Origin of the sequence: Gimesia benthica (genome assembly GCF_009720525.1) — a bacterium.
Lineage (GTDB): Bacteria > Planctomycetota > Planctomycetia > Planctomycetales > Planctomycetaceae > Gimesia > Gimesia benthica.
In genome coordinates, this window is record NZ_CP043930.1 from 1,489,160 (window position 1) to 1,504,914 (window position 15,755).

The 15,755-nt window shown below is 54.6% G+C and carries 15 protein-coding genes; 5 read left to right on the top strand and 10 right to left on the bottom strand.

The window, feature by feature from the left end; genetic code table 11:
• Nucleotides 1-67 precede the first annotated feature (67 nt).
• From F1728_RS05640 to F1728_RS05650, 4 genes are all read right to left on the bottom strand, one after another.
• A complete protein-coding gene (locus tag F1728_RS05640; protein WP_194242698.1) occupies nucleotides 68-1,315 on the bottom strand; it encodes an efflux RND transporter periplasmic adaptor subunit in 1,248 nt (415 codons plus the stop codon).
• A gap of 121 nt (nucleotides 1,316-1,436) precedes the next feature.
• The gene (locus tag F1728_RS32095) at nucleotides 1,437-2,147 is read right to left on the bottom strand and encodes a DUF1501 domain-containing protein (protein WP_315853529.1); all 711 of its coding nucleotides are present in this window, start codon (nucleotides 2,145-2,147) and stop codon (nucleotides 1,437-1,439) included.
• Nucleotides 2,032-2,796 (bottom strand): DUF1501 domain-containing protein, encoded by a 765-nt coding sequence (locus F1728_RS32100; protein ID WP_261344513.1) that lies wholly within the window; start codon nucleotides 2,794-2,796, stop codon nucleotides 2,032-2,034. The genes F1728_RS32095 and F1728_RS32100 overlap by 116 nt, the downstream gene beginning before the upstream one ends.
• Before the next feature lie 194 nt (nucleotides 2,797-2,990).
• A complete protein-coding gene (locus F1728_RS05650; RefSeq protein WP_145193738.1) occupies nucleotides 2,991-3,665 on the bottom strand; it encodes a LamG domain-containing protein in 675 nt (224 codons plus the stop codon).
• Between the two features lie 278 nt (nucleotides 3,666-3,943).
• On the opposite strand from F1728_RS05650, the gene F1728_RS05655 reads away from it, so the two are divergent.
• The 3 genes from F1728_RS05655 to F1728_RS05665 all read left to right on the top strand — a co-directional run bounded on the left by F1728_RS05655 (nucleotide 3,944) and on the right by F1728_RS05665 (nucleotide 9,665).
• On the top strand, nucleotides 3,944-5,263 hold the full coding sequence (locus tag F1728_RS05655) for a hypothetical protein (protein WP_155363284.1): 1,320 nt from the start codon (nucleotides 3,944-3,946) through the stop codon (nucleotides 5,261-5,263).
• Nucleotides 5,264-5,654: 391 nt separating this feature from the next.
• Nucleotides 5,655-8,237, top strand: a complete 2,583-nt coding sequence (locus tag F1728_RS05660; RefSeq protein ID WP_155363285.1) for a DUF1553 domain-containing protein — start codon at nucleotides 5,655-5,657, stop codon at nucleotides 8,235-8,237.
• Between the two features lie 51 nt (nucleotides 8,238-8,288).
• Nucleotides 8,289-9,665: a DUF1501 domain-containing protein gene (locus F1728_RS05665; RefSeq protein ID WP_155363286.1), complete on the top strand. Its 1,377-nt coding sequence runs from the start codon at nucleotides 8,289-8,291 to the stop codon at nucleotides 9,663-9,665.
• Nucleotides 9,666-9,698: 33 nt separating this feature from the next.
• On the opposite strand, the gene F1728_RS05670 is transcribed toward F1728_RS05665, so the two are convergent.
• From F1728_RS05670 to F1728_RS05690, 5 genes are all read right to left on the bottom strand, one after another.
• Nucleotides 9,699-9,878, bottom strand: a complete 180-nt coding sequence (locus F1728_RS05670; protein ID WP_155363287.1) for a DUF6435 family protein — start codon at nucleotides 9,876-9,878, stop codon at nucleotides 9,699-9,701.
• A gap of 125 nt (nucleotides 9,879-10,003) precedes the next feature.
• Nucleotides 10,004-10,279: a hypothetical protein gene (locus F1728_RS05675; RefSeq protein ID WP_155363288.1), complete on the bottom strand. Its 276-nt coding sequence runs from the start codon at nucleotides 10,277-10,279 to the stop codon at nucleotides 10,004-10,006.
• Nucleotides 10,280-10,316: 37 nt separating this feature from the next.
• Nucleotides 10,317-10,739 (bottom strand): hypothetical protein, encoded by a 423-nt coding sequence (locus tag F1728_RS05680; RefSeq protein ID WP_155363289.1) that lies wholly within the window; start codon nucleotides 10,737-10,739, stop codon nucleotides 10,317-10,319.
• A gap of 357 nt (nucleotides 10,740-11,096) precedes the next feature.
• Nucleotides 11,097-11,969 carry an Ig-like domain-containing protein gene (locus F1728_RS05685; protein WP_155363290.1) on the bottom strand — a complete coding sequence of 291 codons (873 nt, stop codon included), beginning with the start codon at nucleotides 11,967-11,969 and terminating at the stop codon, nucleotides 11,097-11,099.
• Between the two features lie 248 nt (nucleotides 11,970-12,217).
• Nucleotides 12,218-12,979 carry a hypothetical protein gene (locus F1728_RS05690; RefSeq protein ID WP_155363291.1) on the bottom strand — a complete coding sequence of 254 codons (762 nt, stop codon included), beginning with the start codon at nucleotides 12,977-12,979 and terminating at the stop codon, nucleotides 12,218-12,220.
• A gap of 351 nt (nucleotides 12,980-13,330) precedes the next feature.
• Here F1728_RS05690 and F1728_RS05695 point away from each other — a divergent pair, with 351 nt between their 5' ends.
• Nucleotides 13,331-13,993, top strand: coding sequence for a hypothetical protein (locus tag F1728_RS05695; protein ID WP_155363292.1), 663 nt, complete (start codon nucleotides 13,331-13,333; stop codon nucleotides 13,991-13,993).
• A gap of 70 nt (nucleotides 13,994-14,063) precedes the next feature.
• On the opposite strand, the gene F1728_RS05700 is transcribed toward F1728_RS05695, so the two are convergent.
• Entirely contained in the window at nucleotides 14,064-15,083 is a 1,020-nt protein-coding gene (locus F1728_RS05700) for a hypothetical protein (RefSeq protein ID WP_155363293.1), read from the bottom strand.
• Nucleotides 15,084-15,388: 305 nt separating this feature from the next.
• Between F1728_RS05700 and F1728_RS05705 the strand changes: the two genes are divergently transcribed.
• A complete protein-coding gene (locus F1728_RS05705; RefSeq protein ID WP_155363294.1) occupies nucleotides 15,389-15,748 on the top strand; it encodes a potassium channel family protein in 360 nt (119 codons plus the stop codon).
• Nucleotides 15,749-15,755: the final 7 nt, after the last annotated feature.

A 15,755-nucleotide genomic window follows, 5' to 3' on the forward strand; every position in this document is an offset into this window, starting at 1 on the left:
TCGATTCCCTTTACATCAGGCTGCGGCGACTTTCTTCACAAGACGGATCAGGCAGACCCGCCGGTAATTATGTTTTGGCTTTGGTCTGTTCGGCAGCCGAGGGTTGTGGCTCCGCGGCAGACAGTGTTCCGGGACGTCCTTCCTTCGCGGTACGCAGAATGACATCACCCGGCTGCAGTCCTTCTAAAATTCGGATCTGATCACCGCGTCGTTCTCCCAGCAGGACCTCCTGCATCTTCACGGTGCCATCCACGGCTTTCCAGACTTTTTCTGTCCCCGCAAACTGCACGACTGACGAGATCGGCACGACTATCGCCTTCTGATCGGGATCGACGATGATCCGTCCTTCGGCAAACAGGCCGGCCCGCAATTCCCGATCCGGGTTCTCGACCAGCGACTCAAACAGCAATGAACGGCTCAACTGATCCAGGAACGGACTGATGCGGGTCACTTTGGAAGTCCGCTGTGGTACCGATTCAATTTTCAATTCGATCGGCTGACCAATTTCAAGCTGGGTCGAGAGACGCTCGGGCACCGTTCCCCGGTAGCGGAGCTGATCGATTCGCACGAGCACCAGCAGTGGATCACCCATGCGAATGTAACTCCCGGGCGCAACCAGGCGTTTCTGCACGACGGCCGGGTATGTGGCTTTCAGTTCGGTGTTCTTCAAGTCTTCCCGTGCCAGATCCAGTTGCGTCTGTTGCACGGTGATATTAGCCATTTTCTCGCGGACCCCGTTCAAAGCGGAGGCATAGCGGGCCTGGGCCACCTGTTCGAACGACACGACCTGATCGAACTCGGCCTGGCCCATCACATTCTGTTTATACAGCGTCTTCGCCCGTTCCAGGTTCGCGGTCGCCTCATCCCACTCGGCTTTTTTCTCACGGGCCGGGGGCGAATTTTCGGGTACCAGTTTTTCAAGCGGGTCTCCCGGCTTCAACCCGACGGCCGAACGAACTGCCGCCAGTTGTGCCTCTGCCTGCTTGACGCGGAGTTTGAAATCTTCCTGGTCGATCGTAATCAATGGATCACCGACCTCAACAACATCTCCAAGATCAACGTGTACTTCGGAAACGCGGCCTTCTACCTTGATCCCCAGCGTCGCCTCTTCGTCAGGAAACAGACTCCCCTGGCTGCGGACAATGCGTGGCCAGGTCTGCTCGGCAACGGTCAGTGTCTCCACATTCAAGACCGGTAGTGTCTCCCCGGCTTTTTTAGTGGGGGCTGGTTGATTAGATTCGCATCCCATCAAAAACAGGACGCACAGGAGGCTGAGCAGGCAGGAATTTGGAGGACGGCACAGGATGACATTCATAAGTTCATTATATAATCGATTATCGCTATGTCGAGTATTTTCAGCCGGGAATCGGGGTCCGGTTATGCGGGTTATACCGCCCGATGATTCTTGCATGAGCGCTCTCTCAGAAGGACGTCGGTTAGCCAAACAGCTCGGAAACCGGTTCCCCGGTATCGAGCAGAGGCATCGGGCGATCCAGGCGATCGCGGAGAATAACACGCTGGGGATCGATGCCCAGATGCCGGTAGATTGTCGCCGCAACATCCTGCGGCCCCACCGGACGTTCGACGACATCTTCACCGCGGCTGCTGGAACGGCCGATGATCTGTCCCATCCGCATTCCGCCACAGCCCATCATCACACTGAAGGTTCGCCCCCAGTGGTCGCGTCCTGCATGCTGGTTAATTCGGGGCGTGCGTCCAAATTCGCCCATCGCCACCACCAGTGTCTTCTCATACAGACCGCGGTCGATCAGATCCCGAATCAATCCGGAGATCGCGGCATCCAGCGGTGGAATCAGTTTGCGGGCCCCTTCTTCCGTGCGGAGTCGTCCCGCGGAACCGTGATGATCCCAGGGGACACAGTTGACGGTCACAAACGTCGAACCATGCTCCACCAGACGCCGCGCCAGGAGTGCACTTTGCCCGAACGTATGCCGTCCGTAGCTGTCGCGAACCGCCGCCGGTTCGTCTTCAATATCAAACGCAGAGCGAACCCCTTTCGAATACAGCAGATCAAATGCTTTCTGCTGGTGCTCGTCCAGGTCGCGGATCAGCTTCTCGTGTCGACGTGGCAGCTGGTCGAGCGAACTTAACAGTTCCTGCCGGTTCTTCAGTCGATCGACCGTCAGGCCGCGAGCCAGGGTCAGGTTCTGTACGCTGAAGCTCGAAGTATTCGGATCGGAATTGACAATAAACGGATCGAACCCCCGCCAATGTACGAAGAATAATGAAACAGATTATCGGTCCCCCACGAAGGTGAGGCACTCCCACATAGGGGGGCATGCCTTCCTGCCGGGCACCTCGCAGGAACGAAGCCGCGGAGCCAATCGAAGGACGTCGCTGCACCCGATTGTCGGGTGCGTTGAAGGCAGGACCTTCAAAGCCGGTCAACATCCAGTGATTTCCCTTGGTATGATCGCCGGTCCCGTGATTCACGGTTCGCAGCACAGCCAGGTGCTCGGCCAGTTTCGCCTGTCCCGGCATCAGTTCGCTGAACTGGACTCCCGACAGGCTGGTCGCGATTGGCTGAAAGGGTCCCCGGTATTCTGCAGGTGCTTCGGGCTTGGGATCCCAGGTTTCCATATGCCCCGGACCGCCGCTCAACCAGAACAGGATCACATTGGTATCCTGTTGCTTCGACGAAACAGCCCCTTCCGCTTTGAGCTTCAGCAGATCCGCCAGACACAAACCGCCTGCCCCCAATGCGCCCGCCTGCACGAAATTGCGACGTGTGATTCCGGAACAGTCGGTCATGATGCGGGACGGTCGTTGGTTCATGGAGGGACTCGCGGGATTGCAGGAATGAGACTCTAAACATCAACCGTACATAAGCGCGGGTTGATTTGTTAATTATCGTCAGAAATTCACTGTGGGTCAAGAACGGACTTGCCCGGAATCCGGGGATGCCCCTAAAACAAAGGGCGACTTTCCCCGAGAATCCCTCTCACCGGAACCGGTTCATCCAGCCTGAATTACGACTTCTCTCCGCGGGAATAAATCTTGACGTCATCCACCACTGCCTTGCGAGGCACTGCCAGTCGCAGCAGTCGCTTGGTCGGATGGGCCATCCCCTCAGAGGCAAAAGAGCCGACCTTTTTCCCGTCGATGGAAACAGTCAGCCGGTCCCCTTCCACATTCACCAGCAGGTCGTACCACTTGCCGGTCTCCAGCTTGAGCGGGAACCGTTTGGTTTTGGTCTTGAGCAGTTCTTTATGTTCCTCAGACAGAGTACCCGCTTTCCGCTGATCGCGAATTTTCAGATCCATGTTGCCGGTCTTGAGATCGGTGATCATCAGATTTTTGGGGCTGATCTTAGCCACAAACAGATGGCCGGCGTGTACCGGTTTGTATTTGAGATCCGCAAAATTGAGTCCCAGGCTGTCTTTAGGGTCTTCCAGCATGAACCGCAGGGCAACCGCGCCATTCTTGAATTCGGCAGGATGCGTCACCGAAACGGCGTGGTCGGCTGTCTCATGAATGTAGATATACATCGCACCGTCACGCAGGTCGACCTGTTTGTTCCCCTTCGCCCGGCTGCGACTATTCGTCCCCCAGCCCTTGCCGATCTCATCCTTCTGCTCCTGTGATTCACTCCGTTCGAAATCATCTTCGAAAATCAACGTCCCCCGTTCATCGGCCCAGACCAGCGAAGAACAGAACAGGACAAACACTGCTGCAGCAAATTGGAATGATTTCACAGACGGATCCTTTTCAATGTAAGCATGGAAAAACGGACGATCTCTACCGGAACGACCGCTGGTCAGGCGGATAACCATGAGCCCTCGATTGTACCTGCTGGCAGCAGGCTTGTCTCTCATCCCGTTCCCTGCTCCATTCAATTTGAATATCTTTCATTTCTTTAGTATTTGCAGTCAGATCTGCGGAACGTTTATGATAAGCAGATCACACATACAAGGAGCATTGCATGTCCGGCTCATTCTGTCCGTCAGTCCGTCACTGGCCAGTACCAGTCTTGCTGGCCCTGTCAGTGATCCTCTTCAACTGCGGCCAAAATACCGACTCTCACTCAGCTGCAGCAGCCTCTGAACCACCCGGGAAGCAGTCTCCTGCCAATACGCAACAACAGCCGACAGCAACAGAAGCATCGCTGGCGCTCTTTGAAAAACGCATTCTACCGCTGCTGCAGTCTCCCAAACCTTCGAGCTGTGCGGAATGCCATTTGAGTGGCGTCGATCTCAAAGACTACATTCGTCCCACCCAGTTGGAAACCTTCTCCTCGCTGGTCTCCGCAGGGATGATCAATGTTCAACAGCCGGACGAATCGAAACTCTTGAAATTCATCAGCCGACGCCCCCCACAACCGGGCCTCATCACGGAAAAAATCCGTCAGCAGGAATACAAAGCGTTTCGCGCCTGGATTCAGACTGCGGTCAAAGATCCTCAACTGCTGTCTAAAAAAAGCAAAGGGAAACCGATTGGCCCACAACTGCCGGAGGAAGTCATCCGCCACGCCCGCCAGGACCGGGTGCTCGCTTCTTTCATCGAGAATATCTGGACCGAGGTCGGTCGCTGTGCCGCCTGCCATTCCCCGGATCTAAATCAGAAACAGGTGAAAAAACACGGCGACCAGGTTTCGTGGATCATACTCAACGATCCCCAGGCGACATTGAACTACTTGCGGGACGCAGACCTGATTAATACCGACCAGCCGGCACAAAGCCTGCTACTGCAAAAGCCCACCCTTCAGGTCGAACATGGCGGCGGACAGAAGATGGTCGTCGGCGATCGCAGCTACAAACAGTTTCGCCGTTTCATCGACGATTATGCGGCCATCGTGCAGGGCAAATATGCCGAGACAAATCAACTCCCCAAACCAGGCAACGAAGTCTCCGTAGTCACCGACATCTGGCTGAAACTGGAAGGCGTTCCGGCGAAGTTTGACAAGCAGCTGTTACAGGTTGACCTCTACCGAGCCACAGACACAGGCTGGTCTCCTTACCGGGTCGCGACTTCGGACCGCCCGATCTTCGGACCAAAAAATCTCTGGCAACATTCACTCAGCCTGACCGCACCGCGGGACAGCAAATGGGCTCAGCAAATCAACCACAAACAATTGCCCCCCGGCCGCTACCTGCTCAAACTCTATATCGACCAGAACAGCAAGCTCCAGCAAGACTACACAGCCGAGCTGGGCAAAGCGGATTTCGTCGGTCAGGTCGAAATCAAAAGCCGCTGGCGTCCCGGCTACGGTGCGATGACCAAAGCCCGATTCCCTGCCCCGTGATTGAAAACGTCATTCACCTTTCAGCAAACCACTTAGCTCCAGTTTTTTGCAATCAGGCGGAATCCGCCCCCCCCCCCAAACACTCACTTAAGAGCGGTAACCCAACCAGACCGTTTCGTGTCTTTCGTGCATTTCGTGGTAGTAAATCCTTACCAAATCGCCCTTTAATTTACTGAAATCATCCCTTTTTGCGGTCATTTTTTCGATTTTTCCCCCAAATCGCGACGATATTATGGACATATAGATCTTATTGTTTATAATAAATATTCATGAGACTGCCGGAGGTGCTGACCGGCAGCCTCATAACAATGCGAAATCCCACCTGAAAAGTGGTCTGCTTCCATGTCGGCAGCCCGCTTCTATCCCACCATAGACATGACGAAAGGCGGCGATGATGAACCGTTGGTTGATTTATCTCGTTTCGACACTCACACTGGCCGTGTCTGCTTTTCCGGCCTCTGCAGCCACGCCCTCTGATAAGGGCCAGCAGCTGTTCGAATCCAAAATCGAACCGGTGCTCGTCAAGTACTGCTACGAATGCCATTCCAAAACCGGCGAGAGCATCGAAGGCGGCCTGGAACTCGACTCCCCCTCCGGCATGCTGCGTGGCGGTGATACCGGACCGATGATCAAACCCCACGATATGGAACACAGTTCTCTGTTGCGCATGCTGCGTCATGAGGACGGCGTCTCGGGCATGCCCCCCGAAGAAAAACTCTCGGACGAGGTCATCAACGCGTTCGAAGCCTGGATCAAACTCGGCTGCCCCGACACCCGCAAAGAAACCGGCCCCACGCTCAAAGAACAACGTTACCAGGAAGCTCAGAATCACTGGGCCTTCGTACCGCCCCACAAAGTCGCACCCCCTGCCGTCAATCAGACCGAATGGCCCCGCGACGCGGTCATCGATGGCTTCACCCTCTCCGCCATGGAACAGAAAGGCGTCAAGCCGGTCGAAGATGCCAGCCGTCTGACGCTGGTCCGCCGCGTCTACTTTGATCTGGTCGGCCTGCCCCCCACCCCCGAGCAGATCGACGCCTTCCTGAAGGACAAATCACCCGACGCTCTCGCAAAGCTCGTCGATCAATTGCTCGCGTCCCCTCAGTTCGGCGAACGCTGGGGACGTCACTGGCTGGACGTCGTCCGTTTCGCGGAATCGAGCGGCATGGAGTTCAACTTCACCTACCCCCATGCCTGGCCCTACCGCAACTACGTCATCGACTCCTTTAACCAGGATAAACCCTACGATGTCTTCCTGCGGGAACAGATCGCCGGAGACCTGCTGCCGGCCCAACCCCATGATTCTCCTCAAGAGATCGAAGCCCGCAACATCGCCCCCAGTATGCTCTCCTTCGGTCCCAAACGGCACAACTCCAGCGGAACCGAATTCCGCATGGATATTGTCGACGATCAGATCAACACCGTCTGCCGGGCCACGCTGGCGCTGACTGTCTCCTGTGCCCGCTGTCACGACCACAAGTTCGATCCGATTCCCACCGCCGACTATTATTCTCTGGCGGGGATCTTCCTCAGCACCGAACCGATGTACGGCACGATCAAGCAGAAATACAGCAATACCCCCACCGATCTGCTCCCCCTCGGCGAGAACGGACCGGCCCTGCACGCCGCTGCCGAAGCGTATGAGAAACAGCTGCAGGAAGCTGAAAAGAAACTGACCACACAGACGGCAGCCCTGAAAAAAGCACAGGACGCTCAAAAGCTCGCTGCGTCTGCACATCAGAAGTACGAACAGCTGGTCGCCACCACCGTTGTCGATCCCAAGAATCCCAATGCCCTCAAGGGACCATCCCAGGCCGACGTCGATCGGAAAAAAGCGGAACTCGAGAAAGCCGACGCTCAGGTGACTCAGTTGACCACCGAAGTCACCACGCTGAAAACCAAAATCGCCGAACTCAAAAAGAATCCCGCCCCTCGGCCGCAGTACGCGATGACCGCCCGGGACCGCAAGAAACCCGCCGACACTTACATCGCCGTGCGGGGCGACTTCCGCGAAAAAGGGGACGTCGTTCCCCGCGGCTTCCTGAGTGCCATCCAGATCGACAACACGCCGCAGATTCCCGCCGGCCATAGCGGACGTCTGGAACTGGCCCAATGGATCACCAGTGAGCAGAACCCGCTCACCGCCCGCGTAATGGTCAACCGCATCTGGTACCATCTCTTCGGACGCGGCCTGGTGCCCACCGTCGACAACTTCGGCCTGATTGGCAAACAGCCCAGCCATCCAGAACTGCTCGACGACCTGGCCCTTAAGTTCATGCAGGAAGGCTGGTCCACCAAACGCATGATCCGCCAGATCGTGCTCAGCCGCACCTACCAGTTGAGCAGCACGCCCGACCCGACCAACCTGGAAATCGATCCCGAAAACCATCTACTCTGGCGGGCCACACCGCGTCGTCTCGAAGCCGAAGCAATTCGCGATGCGATTCTCACTGTCAGCGGCCAACTCATCATCGACCGCCCAAATGGCTCAACCGTCACCCCACTGGGCGACAAGCTGGCCCGCAGCATTCCCCTGGAAAAACTGCAGCCCCCCAGCAACCAGCGCAGCGTCTACCTGCCGGTTGTCCGCGACTACGTTCCCGAACTGTTTGACCTGTTTGACTTCCCCTCCCCCAGTCTGGTGAGCGGAACCCGGGCCGTCACGAATGTCCCCGCACAGGCCCTTTACCTGCGGAATTCGCAGTTCATCACCGATCAGGCCCAACACGCCGCCCGCAGACTGCTGGCTGATAAGCAGCTGAAAGACGATGTCGCCCGGGTTGACCTCGCCATGCGTCGTGCTCTGGGTCGCACACCGACACCGGAAGAACGCACTGGTGCCCTGCAACTCGTGCAACAGGTGCGCCAGTCCAGCGATCCCCAAAGTAAAACCGTTGAAGTCGACGCCTGGGCCGCCTGGTTCCAGACCCTGTTCATGACCGCGGAATTCCGGTTCCTGGTCGATGCCCGTTAAATCCTCCCTCCCCACTCCTTCCTGGAAAACATATTGAGGAGATCACCTCCGATGAAACACGAAACAGCAAATACACAACTGTCGCGACGTCAATGGCTCAAAGCGGCCAGCTGCAGTGTCGGTGGACTCGCTTTGACCGGGCTCACTGCTCAGACCAGCCAGGCCGGTCTGCTCTCTCCCCGCATCGCTCACTTCACCCCCAAAGCGAAGCGGGTCATCTTTCTGTTCATCAACGGCGGCCCCTCGCAGTTTGAATCCTTCGACTATAAGCCCGAGCTCAAAGCCAACGGCGGTAAGAAGGGCCAGAACAAGGGAAAACTGCTGGCCCCGCTGTACGACTTCGCACAGCACGGCGAGAGTGGCATGTGGATTTCGGAAGCCTTCCCGCACCTGGCGAAACAGTCTGATGAACTCTGCATGCTCAACGGGATGACCGGTCCCAGTCGCGCCCATCCCATCGCGATCCCCATGCTGCATACCGGCGAGTTCAAATTCCAGCGTCCCTCCATGGGTGCCTGGGTACTCTACGGACTGGGCACCGAAAACCAGAACCTGCCCGGCTTCTTCACCATCAAGCCGACCCGCACCTTCGGCGGTCCCGCAAATTACGGCAGTGCCTTTCTCCCCAGTACCTTCCAGGCTACGCGGCTCGGCTGGTCCGGTCAATCCATCAAGACCGCGTCCATCAGCAACCTGCAGTCACAGCACGGTCTGGCCGCCAACCCGGAACGCACCGCCCTGGCCCTCGCGCAGAAAATGAATGAGGAACTGCTGGGCCAGACCGCGGACGTCCGCGGCGTGATCGACTCGCTCAACCTCAGCGAACAGATGCGCGACGCTGTTCCCGAGGTCATGGACCTCAGCCGCGAGTCGAAAGCCACGCTCGACATGTACGGCGTCGACGAGAAATCCACCGACGACTTCGCCCGCCAGTGCCTGCTGGCCCGTCGTCTGAGCGAAGCCGGCGTCCGCTTTGTCGAAGTCAGTACCACCGGCTGGGATCACCACAGCGGTCTCGACAAATTCAAATCGAAAGCCGAGACGATCGACAAACCGATCGCCGCTCTGCTGGCCGACCTCAAACAGCGCGGCCTGCTGGATGAAACGCTGGTCCTCTGGAGTGGTGAATTCGGACGCCAGCCCGAAACCCAGATCCTCTCCGGCAAAGAGACCCTGGGCCGCGATCACAACTCCACGGGCTACACCGCCTGGCTCGCCGGCGGTGGCACGAAAGGGGGACTTACCCACGGTGCCACCGATGCCTTGGGCTATAAAACCGTCGAGGGAGAAGTCCACCTGCACGATCTGCACGCGACCATGCTGCACCTGCTCGGCTTGGATCACAAGAAGCTCGTCTACCGCTTCGGCGGCCGCGACTTCCGCCTGACCAACATCTACGGTAACGTCGTTCAGGAAATCATCGCCTGAGTTACTCGTTGACCAGTCACCTCGCGTGGCTGGTCAACCGACCTGCTGTGCTGTCAGGCGATCAATTTCCTGCAGGATCTCTTCCGACTCAGCGACCAGGCTGGCATACCCCTGAATGTCACCATTCCGCTGTGCATCACGGGCCTGCTCCATTTTTTTCGCGTAAGCCTTTTCCAGTTTTTTCCGGGGATCGCGTCGCAACCAGCTAAACATATCCAGCTCCTGAAAATCGGTTCTTGTACCTAGATATGAGGACTATAGCTGTCCCCTCCCATCTGACAACGGTCCGATTTTCAGCTTACGTTACTTCCTCCGTAACCGAAGTGGTCTGAATCCGACTATCTCATTTCAGGCATCAGTTCGAGGATCTCACTCTCCAGCTCTTCCAGAACGCGGTAACTGACCGGCTCCTGCTTCAACGATTCGATGTCAATTTTTGCGGGTAAGGCTGACTCAATCGAGGGGGCAAACGACGAGAGATCATCGACCAGGTGATTAAAATTGGACGCCGTGACAATATCGACCGGTTCCTGCTTCTGCTGTTCGGGTAACTCTCTTAACGTAGAAAAATAGACTTGCGTACGCAGTCTTAACACCTGGAAGTGGGGATCCACAATCAAACTCCGCTGAATAAAAAATAAGACAATATAATCAGGTAATATTAAAAAAATCGTTATCGAATAAAATCGTGATCAGAGTGCGATGATTTTCTTCACACCACTCGATGAACTGCTGAAGCGTCTCCTGCTCAGCAGCACTCAAACTCGACCGGTTCCTCATCGACAGGGAATCTATTGAAGATTCTGATGCCTGAACCGGCTCCAGCTGATCGGTCAGCTCAATCAAATCGGATCGAAGGGCCCGGAAAAATTCCCGGTCCCGCGCGCTGGTCGAATTCAAAACCGCGATGGTCGGTGTTTCCTGCTGATCAACCTGGATCAGAGTCTGCAGGTGTTCGCCCAGATGTACCTGATAGCTTCGCAATAAATGCACATAGTCCCCGGGTATCGGGAACAGATAAGGCTTCTTTCCCGGGGAAGAATTTCCATGCAGAATGAGCTGGATCTGGTGCATTGCGAATCAGGGTAGAACAGACTGTTCTTCAATTTTTGAGCGAAATGAATGGTGATACTTTGACTACGAAATACGGGGCAGATAGATTTCCACCCCCTACTCGCAAGAAATGATCTGAATAGTATTTGTCTGCTCGTTCAAAAATTTAATGGGGAAATTCCCCCATTAAAAAAATATTCTGCAATGTTGAGATTCAACTGCGCAGAAAATGAGCTTTAAGGACTGTTTTGCACTCCCGTCCCGTTCCCCCGTTCTGGATAAGAGAGTCCGTTCTCCGCTTTAGCAGCGAGCTATGGACTTATCAAAGTTCACACATGTCAGACTGATTAATTCGATTAAATGAATCTCAGTCTCAGCTCATTCAGATCGTGTTTTGAACACGAGCAGATAAGGAATCGCGGGGTTATTTTCAGTATCGCGAAAACTGTTAAAGCGTCCCCGATTGAACCACAGCACGTACGTCTTGCCTGGTTCCAGATCGACGGGAATCACACACGTGCGTTTGTCATCCAGGTAATGAATTCCCTTGCCAACCTTGGGAAAGTGTTCCGACGAGATCTGCACGACGGCCCACATCCGTTCGGTAATCATGTCCTTGCTGAAGGTGACCGCTATTTCTTTCAGCCCCGGATCAACATCGGTACTGCCCGCCTGGGGCACCGTCTTGACCACTGAGGGAGGCAATGCTGCCAATGTGATTTCCTGAGAGCCTCCGCGCTCTGCATACGAACTGCTGGCCGATGCCTGCGATGCCCACTGCTTGCTGTCATCGCTGCCTACCAGTTGGACCGCATCAATTTCATTCCAGCCTTTGACGCGTCGTGTGTCGAGATAGATCTTGAGCGACTTGGAAACCACTTTCGAGTTGGCGCTCACTTCGAAAACAGTCGGCGCCGGCTTGATTGTTTCCTGCCCTTCCCAGATCACGACTTCCTTTCCGCTCTTGTCCGACGCCGTCACTTTAGTGACTGCACCGGGATTAAAGTTCTCATAGATCCGCACCGCTTTTACTTCAACGGGGGTCTTGTACTCCAGCTGAAGCCACTCGGCTCCCTTATCCTGCGCCAGCGTAGCCCAGGCGGTCTTCTGATCACCGGCCTTAAGTGCGTTCGGTTCCCCCGTGGCCTGCAGAGGAGACCAGCCGGGAGCGGAAGCAGCAACCCCAGCCGTCGGATCAACCAGGAATAAGCAACCCAGAAACAACATGTGAAAGAAGAATATTCTCTGCATCAGTATTCATCCTTTAATTTCCAGAACCGAATCCTGCAGACGCACCGCCAATACATTCGTATATGTCACTGTCATTTACTGTATCGCGGCAGAATCGAATTGCAATTCGAAAATGGAAGAATGCGACTCCTCTGCTGATCCAGACAGGGAAATGAGCATGACATATACAAGGTTGTTGGCAGAACACAGGCATAAAAAAAACCACGCTGTTCAAAGCGTGGCTCGGAGAGGAATTGCTCACAGGCCGCTCAGGGATTTTCGACATCGCCGAACAGCTTGATCGCTGCGTCTCGTGTCGTGGTATAGACGACCATGTCCTGCGCAGGAATCGTCGTTTTCCAGGTCTCACCCGCTTCGTCGAGGAATTCATGAATGACAAGGCTGGGAGTGATGCTGTGTGAAACGACCACGTGCAACAGGCGTCGCTCTTTACCATCCTGCAGCAACACGTTTTCAAATTGACGTGCTTCAAAACGGATTGTGTCGACCTGGGCAGACCTGGGATCGAACGTGGTGATGACCCTCGATTCATTCGCTTTCATAGGCTGATCCAACATCAGCCGGTCGGCATAAGCCGGACCTTTCACGTCAGCTGGTATCTGTCTGACTTTGGTCACCGTCTGGCCATTCGTTTCTGTCTGAATTCGTACTTGACCATCGGTCACAAGTCCCTGTTTGAGAACATTGACCAGCGGCGGATTCTGTGCCTGGTAACGATACCCCAGCACTTTGCCATCGACGGTTTCATCAGTCTGAATCGTCACTCTGGCACGACTGTCGTCAGGATTTCCGGAAGCGCTCACCACAGAAGTATGCGAATTTACGACGACCTGTTTTCCGTCCCGGTCCACGGTTTCAACCGCATCGTGAACGTATCCCACGTTTTTGCCCCGGAGATAAATCGCCCGCCATTGCTCACGCGCGACAGGCCGATTTCCCTGTTGGGCCTCTGCGATACAGGCGACAGACAAAGCGGCGAATATAAATACAATAATCAGACAACGGTACATGTGAGGACCTCCTGATGGGTCTTAAAAAGGGAACTCAAAGTCGGTAACAGTTTTGCCATCAGTAAAGGGCGACCGCCTTCACCAGCCTCCAGTCATCCGGAAAGCATAGCTACTTTGTGCAATCCCCCAATCTTGCCCTGCCTGTTCCCATCATATCCCCCAGCCTCCGACTCCGCAATAACCTGTAAACAAATACTTACCCAGCCTTGTAACCACGTTCCACAGCACCGCAGATCTAGAAACCAAACTCATAATTTGAGAATAGTGAAACTCACTCTGTCAGACGAAGCTTGTTAAACTGAAGGAAATCCTGTTTCAGGTACCACCTGAGACCAGGCAGGAAAATCACCTGTGATTCACAGAATCGAAACCACGCCGGCTATGCAAGATCCATCGGACTCACAAGCTGATTCACCTTCGCTGCACAATGATCGCTATCAGACTGTCGTTGCACTCATCTCTTTTATCATTGCGGGGCTCGGATTGAGTCTCGTAGCTGTCCTCTGGTTCTGGTCTCCCATCTCGAAAGAACATTACTCCATTATTTTCAGCATCATTACTGCCGTGTTGTTCTTCGATCTCCCCGTCTGTATTGTCGTCGCCATTGAATGGCTGCAAACAGGAATTCCTCCTGAACTGACATTACCACGTTTATTCCCCTGCCGCGAAGAACGCGAATTCCTTCGAAATTTGCGTCAACGTCCCCCACGGAATGACGACGAGTTCTACGACACGTTCTATGCTGATTCTCATATCCCCAAAGCATTAGTCATTCGACTGCGTTCTTCATTAGAAGCAGCCTATGGTCGTGACCTCAGTGCATTAATTCCGACCGACAACCTGTTCTATGCCGATTCTGAAATCGACTTAAGCGATGTCCTGTTCCGGCTCAGCCACGAATTCGACATCGTGATCCCCGGCCACAGACAGAAAGCCCTGGACGGAACCTTTGATTCTTTACTCCGCTGTATCGCAGAAAGCTCAAGTGAGGCAAACAAATCAGGTAAGCAATAACTGGCTGTCTGTATGCCTGGTCGATTAACGACCTTGATTGCGAGTCAGACTTCCAAGGGAACCAGATTCCTCAACCCGCCGGGTATCGACGGGCACGCCCCACAGCGATATACGGCCGATCCTTCGCTAACCTGTGTTCTGCCCGCCAGTGTGAGGACGTCGCATGATTGAGTAACGGCACACCCAAAACATCCGCGAGCAGGCGCGCCAGCGGAACCAGTTTCTGAAATTCCCCTGTCAGGTGCAGCAGGTTGATGCGCTCGATTCCTGATTCGATAACCGGACGCTCCCGCCAGACCAGGTTGAGTTCGATTTCCGCCCGCATATGTTTATTGTCGTAGTCCTCGTCCTGATGATCGAGATCCTCGATCTTCAGCCAGGCGGCACAGAGTTGCACGGCAATAATCTGATCTACATCAAGCGAAATCGATTCATCAGCACTCGTCATGACACAGGTCTTTTCCAGTTGATCGATTTCGACCGTGGCAAGTCCTTGCGGCGGATCACGAAATGCGCGACGGACAAACCACATATAGATCACAACAGTCAGACACAGGTCCAAGGCAATGAATGCCTTCCAGAACAGCGCCAGATCCGCGAACGTGGCATGCGTCCAGACCAGTGCGATCATCACCACTCCCGTAAACAGAGGCCACAAACAGCCAAACCAGAGCATCCTTCCATACGGATTATCGAGGGGCTTGAGCACAATACCCGACGGTGTCTGCTCCAGTTCATGGGTGATCGCGCCGTTGGCGCAGGGGGTCGCAATCAAGAGCGGCGTACGGGGAACCTCAGGCAGCACCGCTTCAGTCGCGTGGAGGAAGCGCCGATTCACCAGTTGGTAGGGAAGCAACAGCAGCACGAGAAACGCGAAGAAAACAAAGCCCAGACCGCTGCCGATGGTGAATATCGGATTGACATTCTGTGCGTTCGCCGCCACCAGCCAGCCAATCCCCAGCACCAGGGCTATCACCGCGATGATCCCCCAGGCCCACGCATGAGGTAACCCCAGTCGCGATTTTGTCACAGGCCAGTCGGAAACATGCCCCTGCAGGTCATCGGTTGATGAAGTCTCAAGACTCTTCATAGCGGCGACCTCGTCTGAAGTGGTTGAATAACTCAACACAGAGGCTCGAAACAACAAACCTCCCGGCAACAGTCAGTCTCAGTAAATAAACTGTACCATCCAGCAATCAGGATCGTCCATCAGAAACTTAAATGCAGATAATAGCGATATCTGGACAATTGAGAAAAGATATGAAACTGTTAAGTCATTAAGCCAGGTTTGGTTTCTGTCTCCTACAATTCGATTCAAATGGTACTATCATTCAAAGAATTACCATGATAGCCTGAGGCATCTATTCCAACTTTCACATAACGGAAACCCAGCCTATGCCCCAGTCACTTAATCCCTTCTTTATTTTTCAGCGTTATTTTTTTCGCTACACCTACTATGTTCATAAAATCCTGATTGGCTTAATCACCATGATCATAGCCGGTGGTTTCCTGATCTCGTATCTTGAAAATGTCAGTCTGGGCGAAGGGCTCTATTTTTCTTTCATTACTGGACTGACAATCGGCTATGGAGACATCACACCAGTCACGACCTGGGGACGTGTATTGAGCGTGGCCATCGGCCTTGTGGGAATCATTTTTACGGGTGTCACAGTGGCGGTGGCGACGCGAGCGCTGGCAGACACCGTCAAAGTGATTGATCAGGAAACGCCGGAATCTCAGACTGGCACTACCTGAAAAACGC

What these genes read in the sequence shown, in the direction of transcription:
- F1728_RS05640 (WP_194242698.1), bottom strand. Translation starts at nt 1,315, where the DNA reads ATGAATGTCATCCTGTGCCGTCCTCCAAATTCCTGCCTGCTCAGCCTC.
- F1728_RS32100 (WP_261344513.1), bottom strand. Translation starts at nt 2,796, where the DNA reads ATGAACCAACGACCGTCCCGCATCATGACCGACTGTTCCGGAATCACA.
- F1728_RS05655 (WP_155363284.1), top strand. Translation starts at nt 3,944, where the DNA reads ATGTCCGGCTCATTCTGTCCGTCAGTCCGTCACTGGCCAGTACCAGTC.
- F1728_RS05660 (WP_155363285.1), top strand. Translation starts at nt 5,655, where the DNA reads ATGATGAACCGTTGGTTGATTTATCTCGTTTCGACACTCACACTGGCC.
- F1728_RS05665 (WP_155363286.1), top strand. Translation starts at nt 8,289, where the DNA reads ATGAAACACGAAACAGCAAATACACAACTGTCGCGACGTCAATGGCTC.
- F1728_RS05670 (WP_155363287.1), bottom strand. Translation starts at nt 9,878, where the DNA reads ATGTTTAGCTGGTTGCGACGCGATCCCCGGAAAAAACTGGAAAAGGCT.
- F1728_RS05680 (WP_155363289.1), bottom strand. Translation starts at nt 10,739, where the DNA reads ATGCACCAGATCCAGCTCATTCTGCATGGAAATTCTTCCCCGGGAAAG.
- F1728_RS05685 (WP_155363290.1), bottom strand. Translation starts at nt 11,969, where the DNA reads ATGCAGAGAATATTCTTCTTTCACATGTTGTTTCTGGGTTGCTTATTC.
- F1728_RS05690 (WP_155363291.1), bottom strand. Translation starts at nt 12,979, where the DNA reads ATGTACCGTTGTCTGATTATTGTATTTATATTCGCCGCTTTGTCTGTC.
- F1728_RS05700 (WP_155363293.1), bottom strand. Translation starts at nt 15,083, where the DNA reads ATGAAGAGTCTTGAGACTTCATCAACCGATGACCTGCAGGGGCATGTT.
- F1728_RS05705 (WP_155363294.1), top strand. Translation starts at nt 15,389, where the DNA reads ATGCCCCAGTCACTTAATCCCTTCTTTATTTTTCAGCGTTATTTTTTT.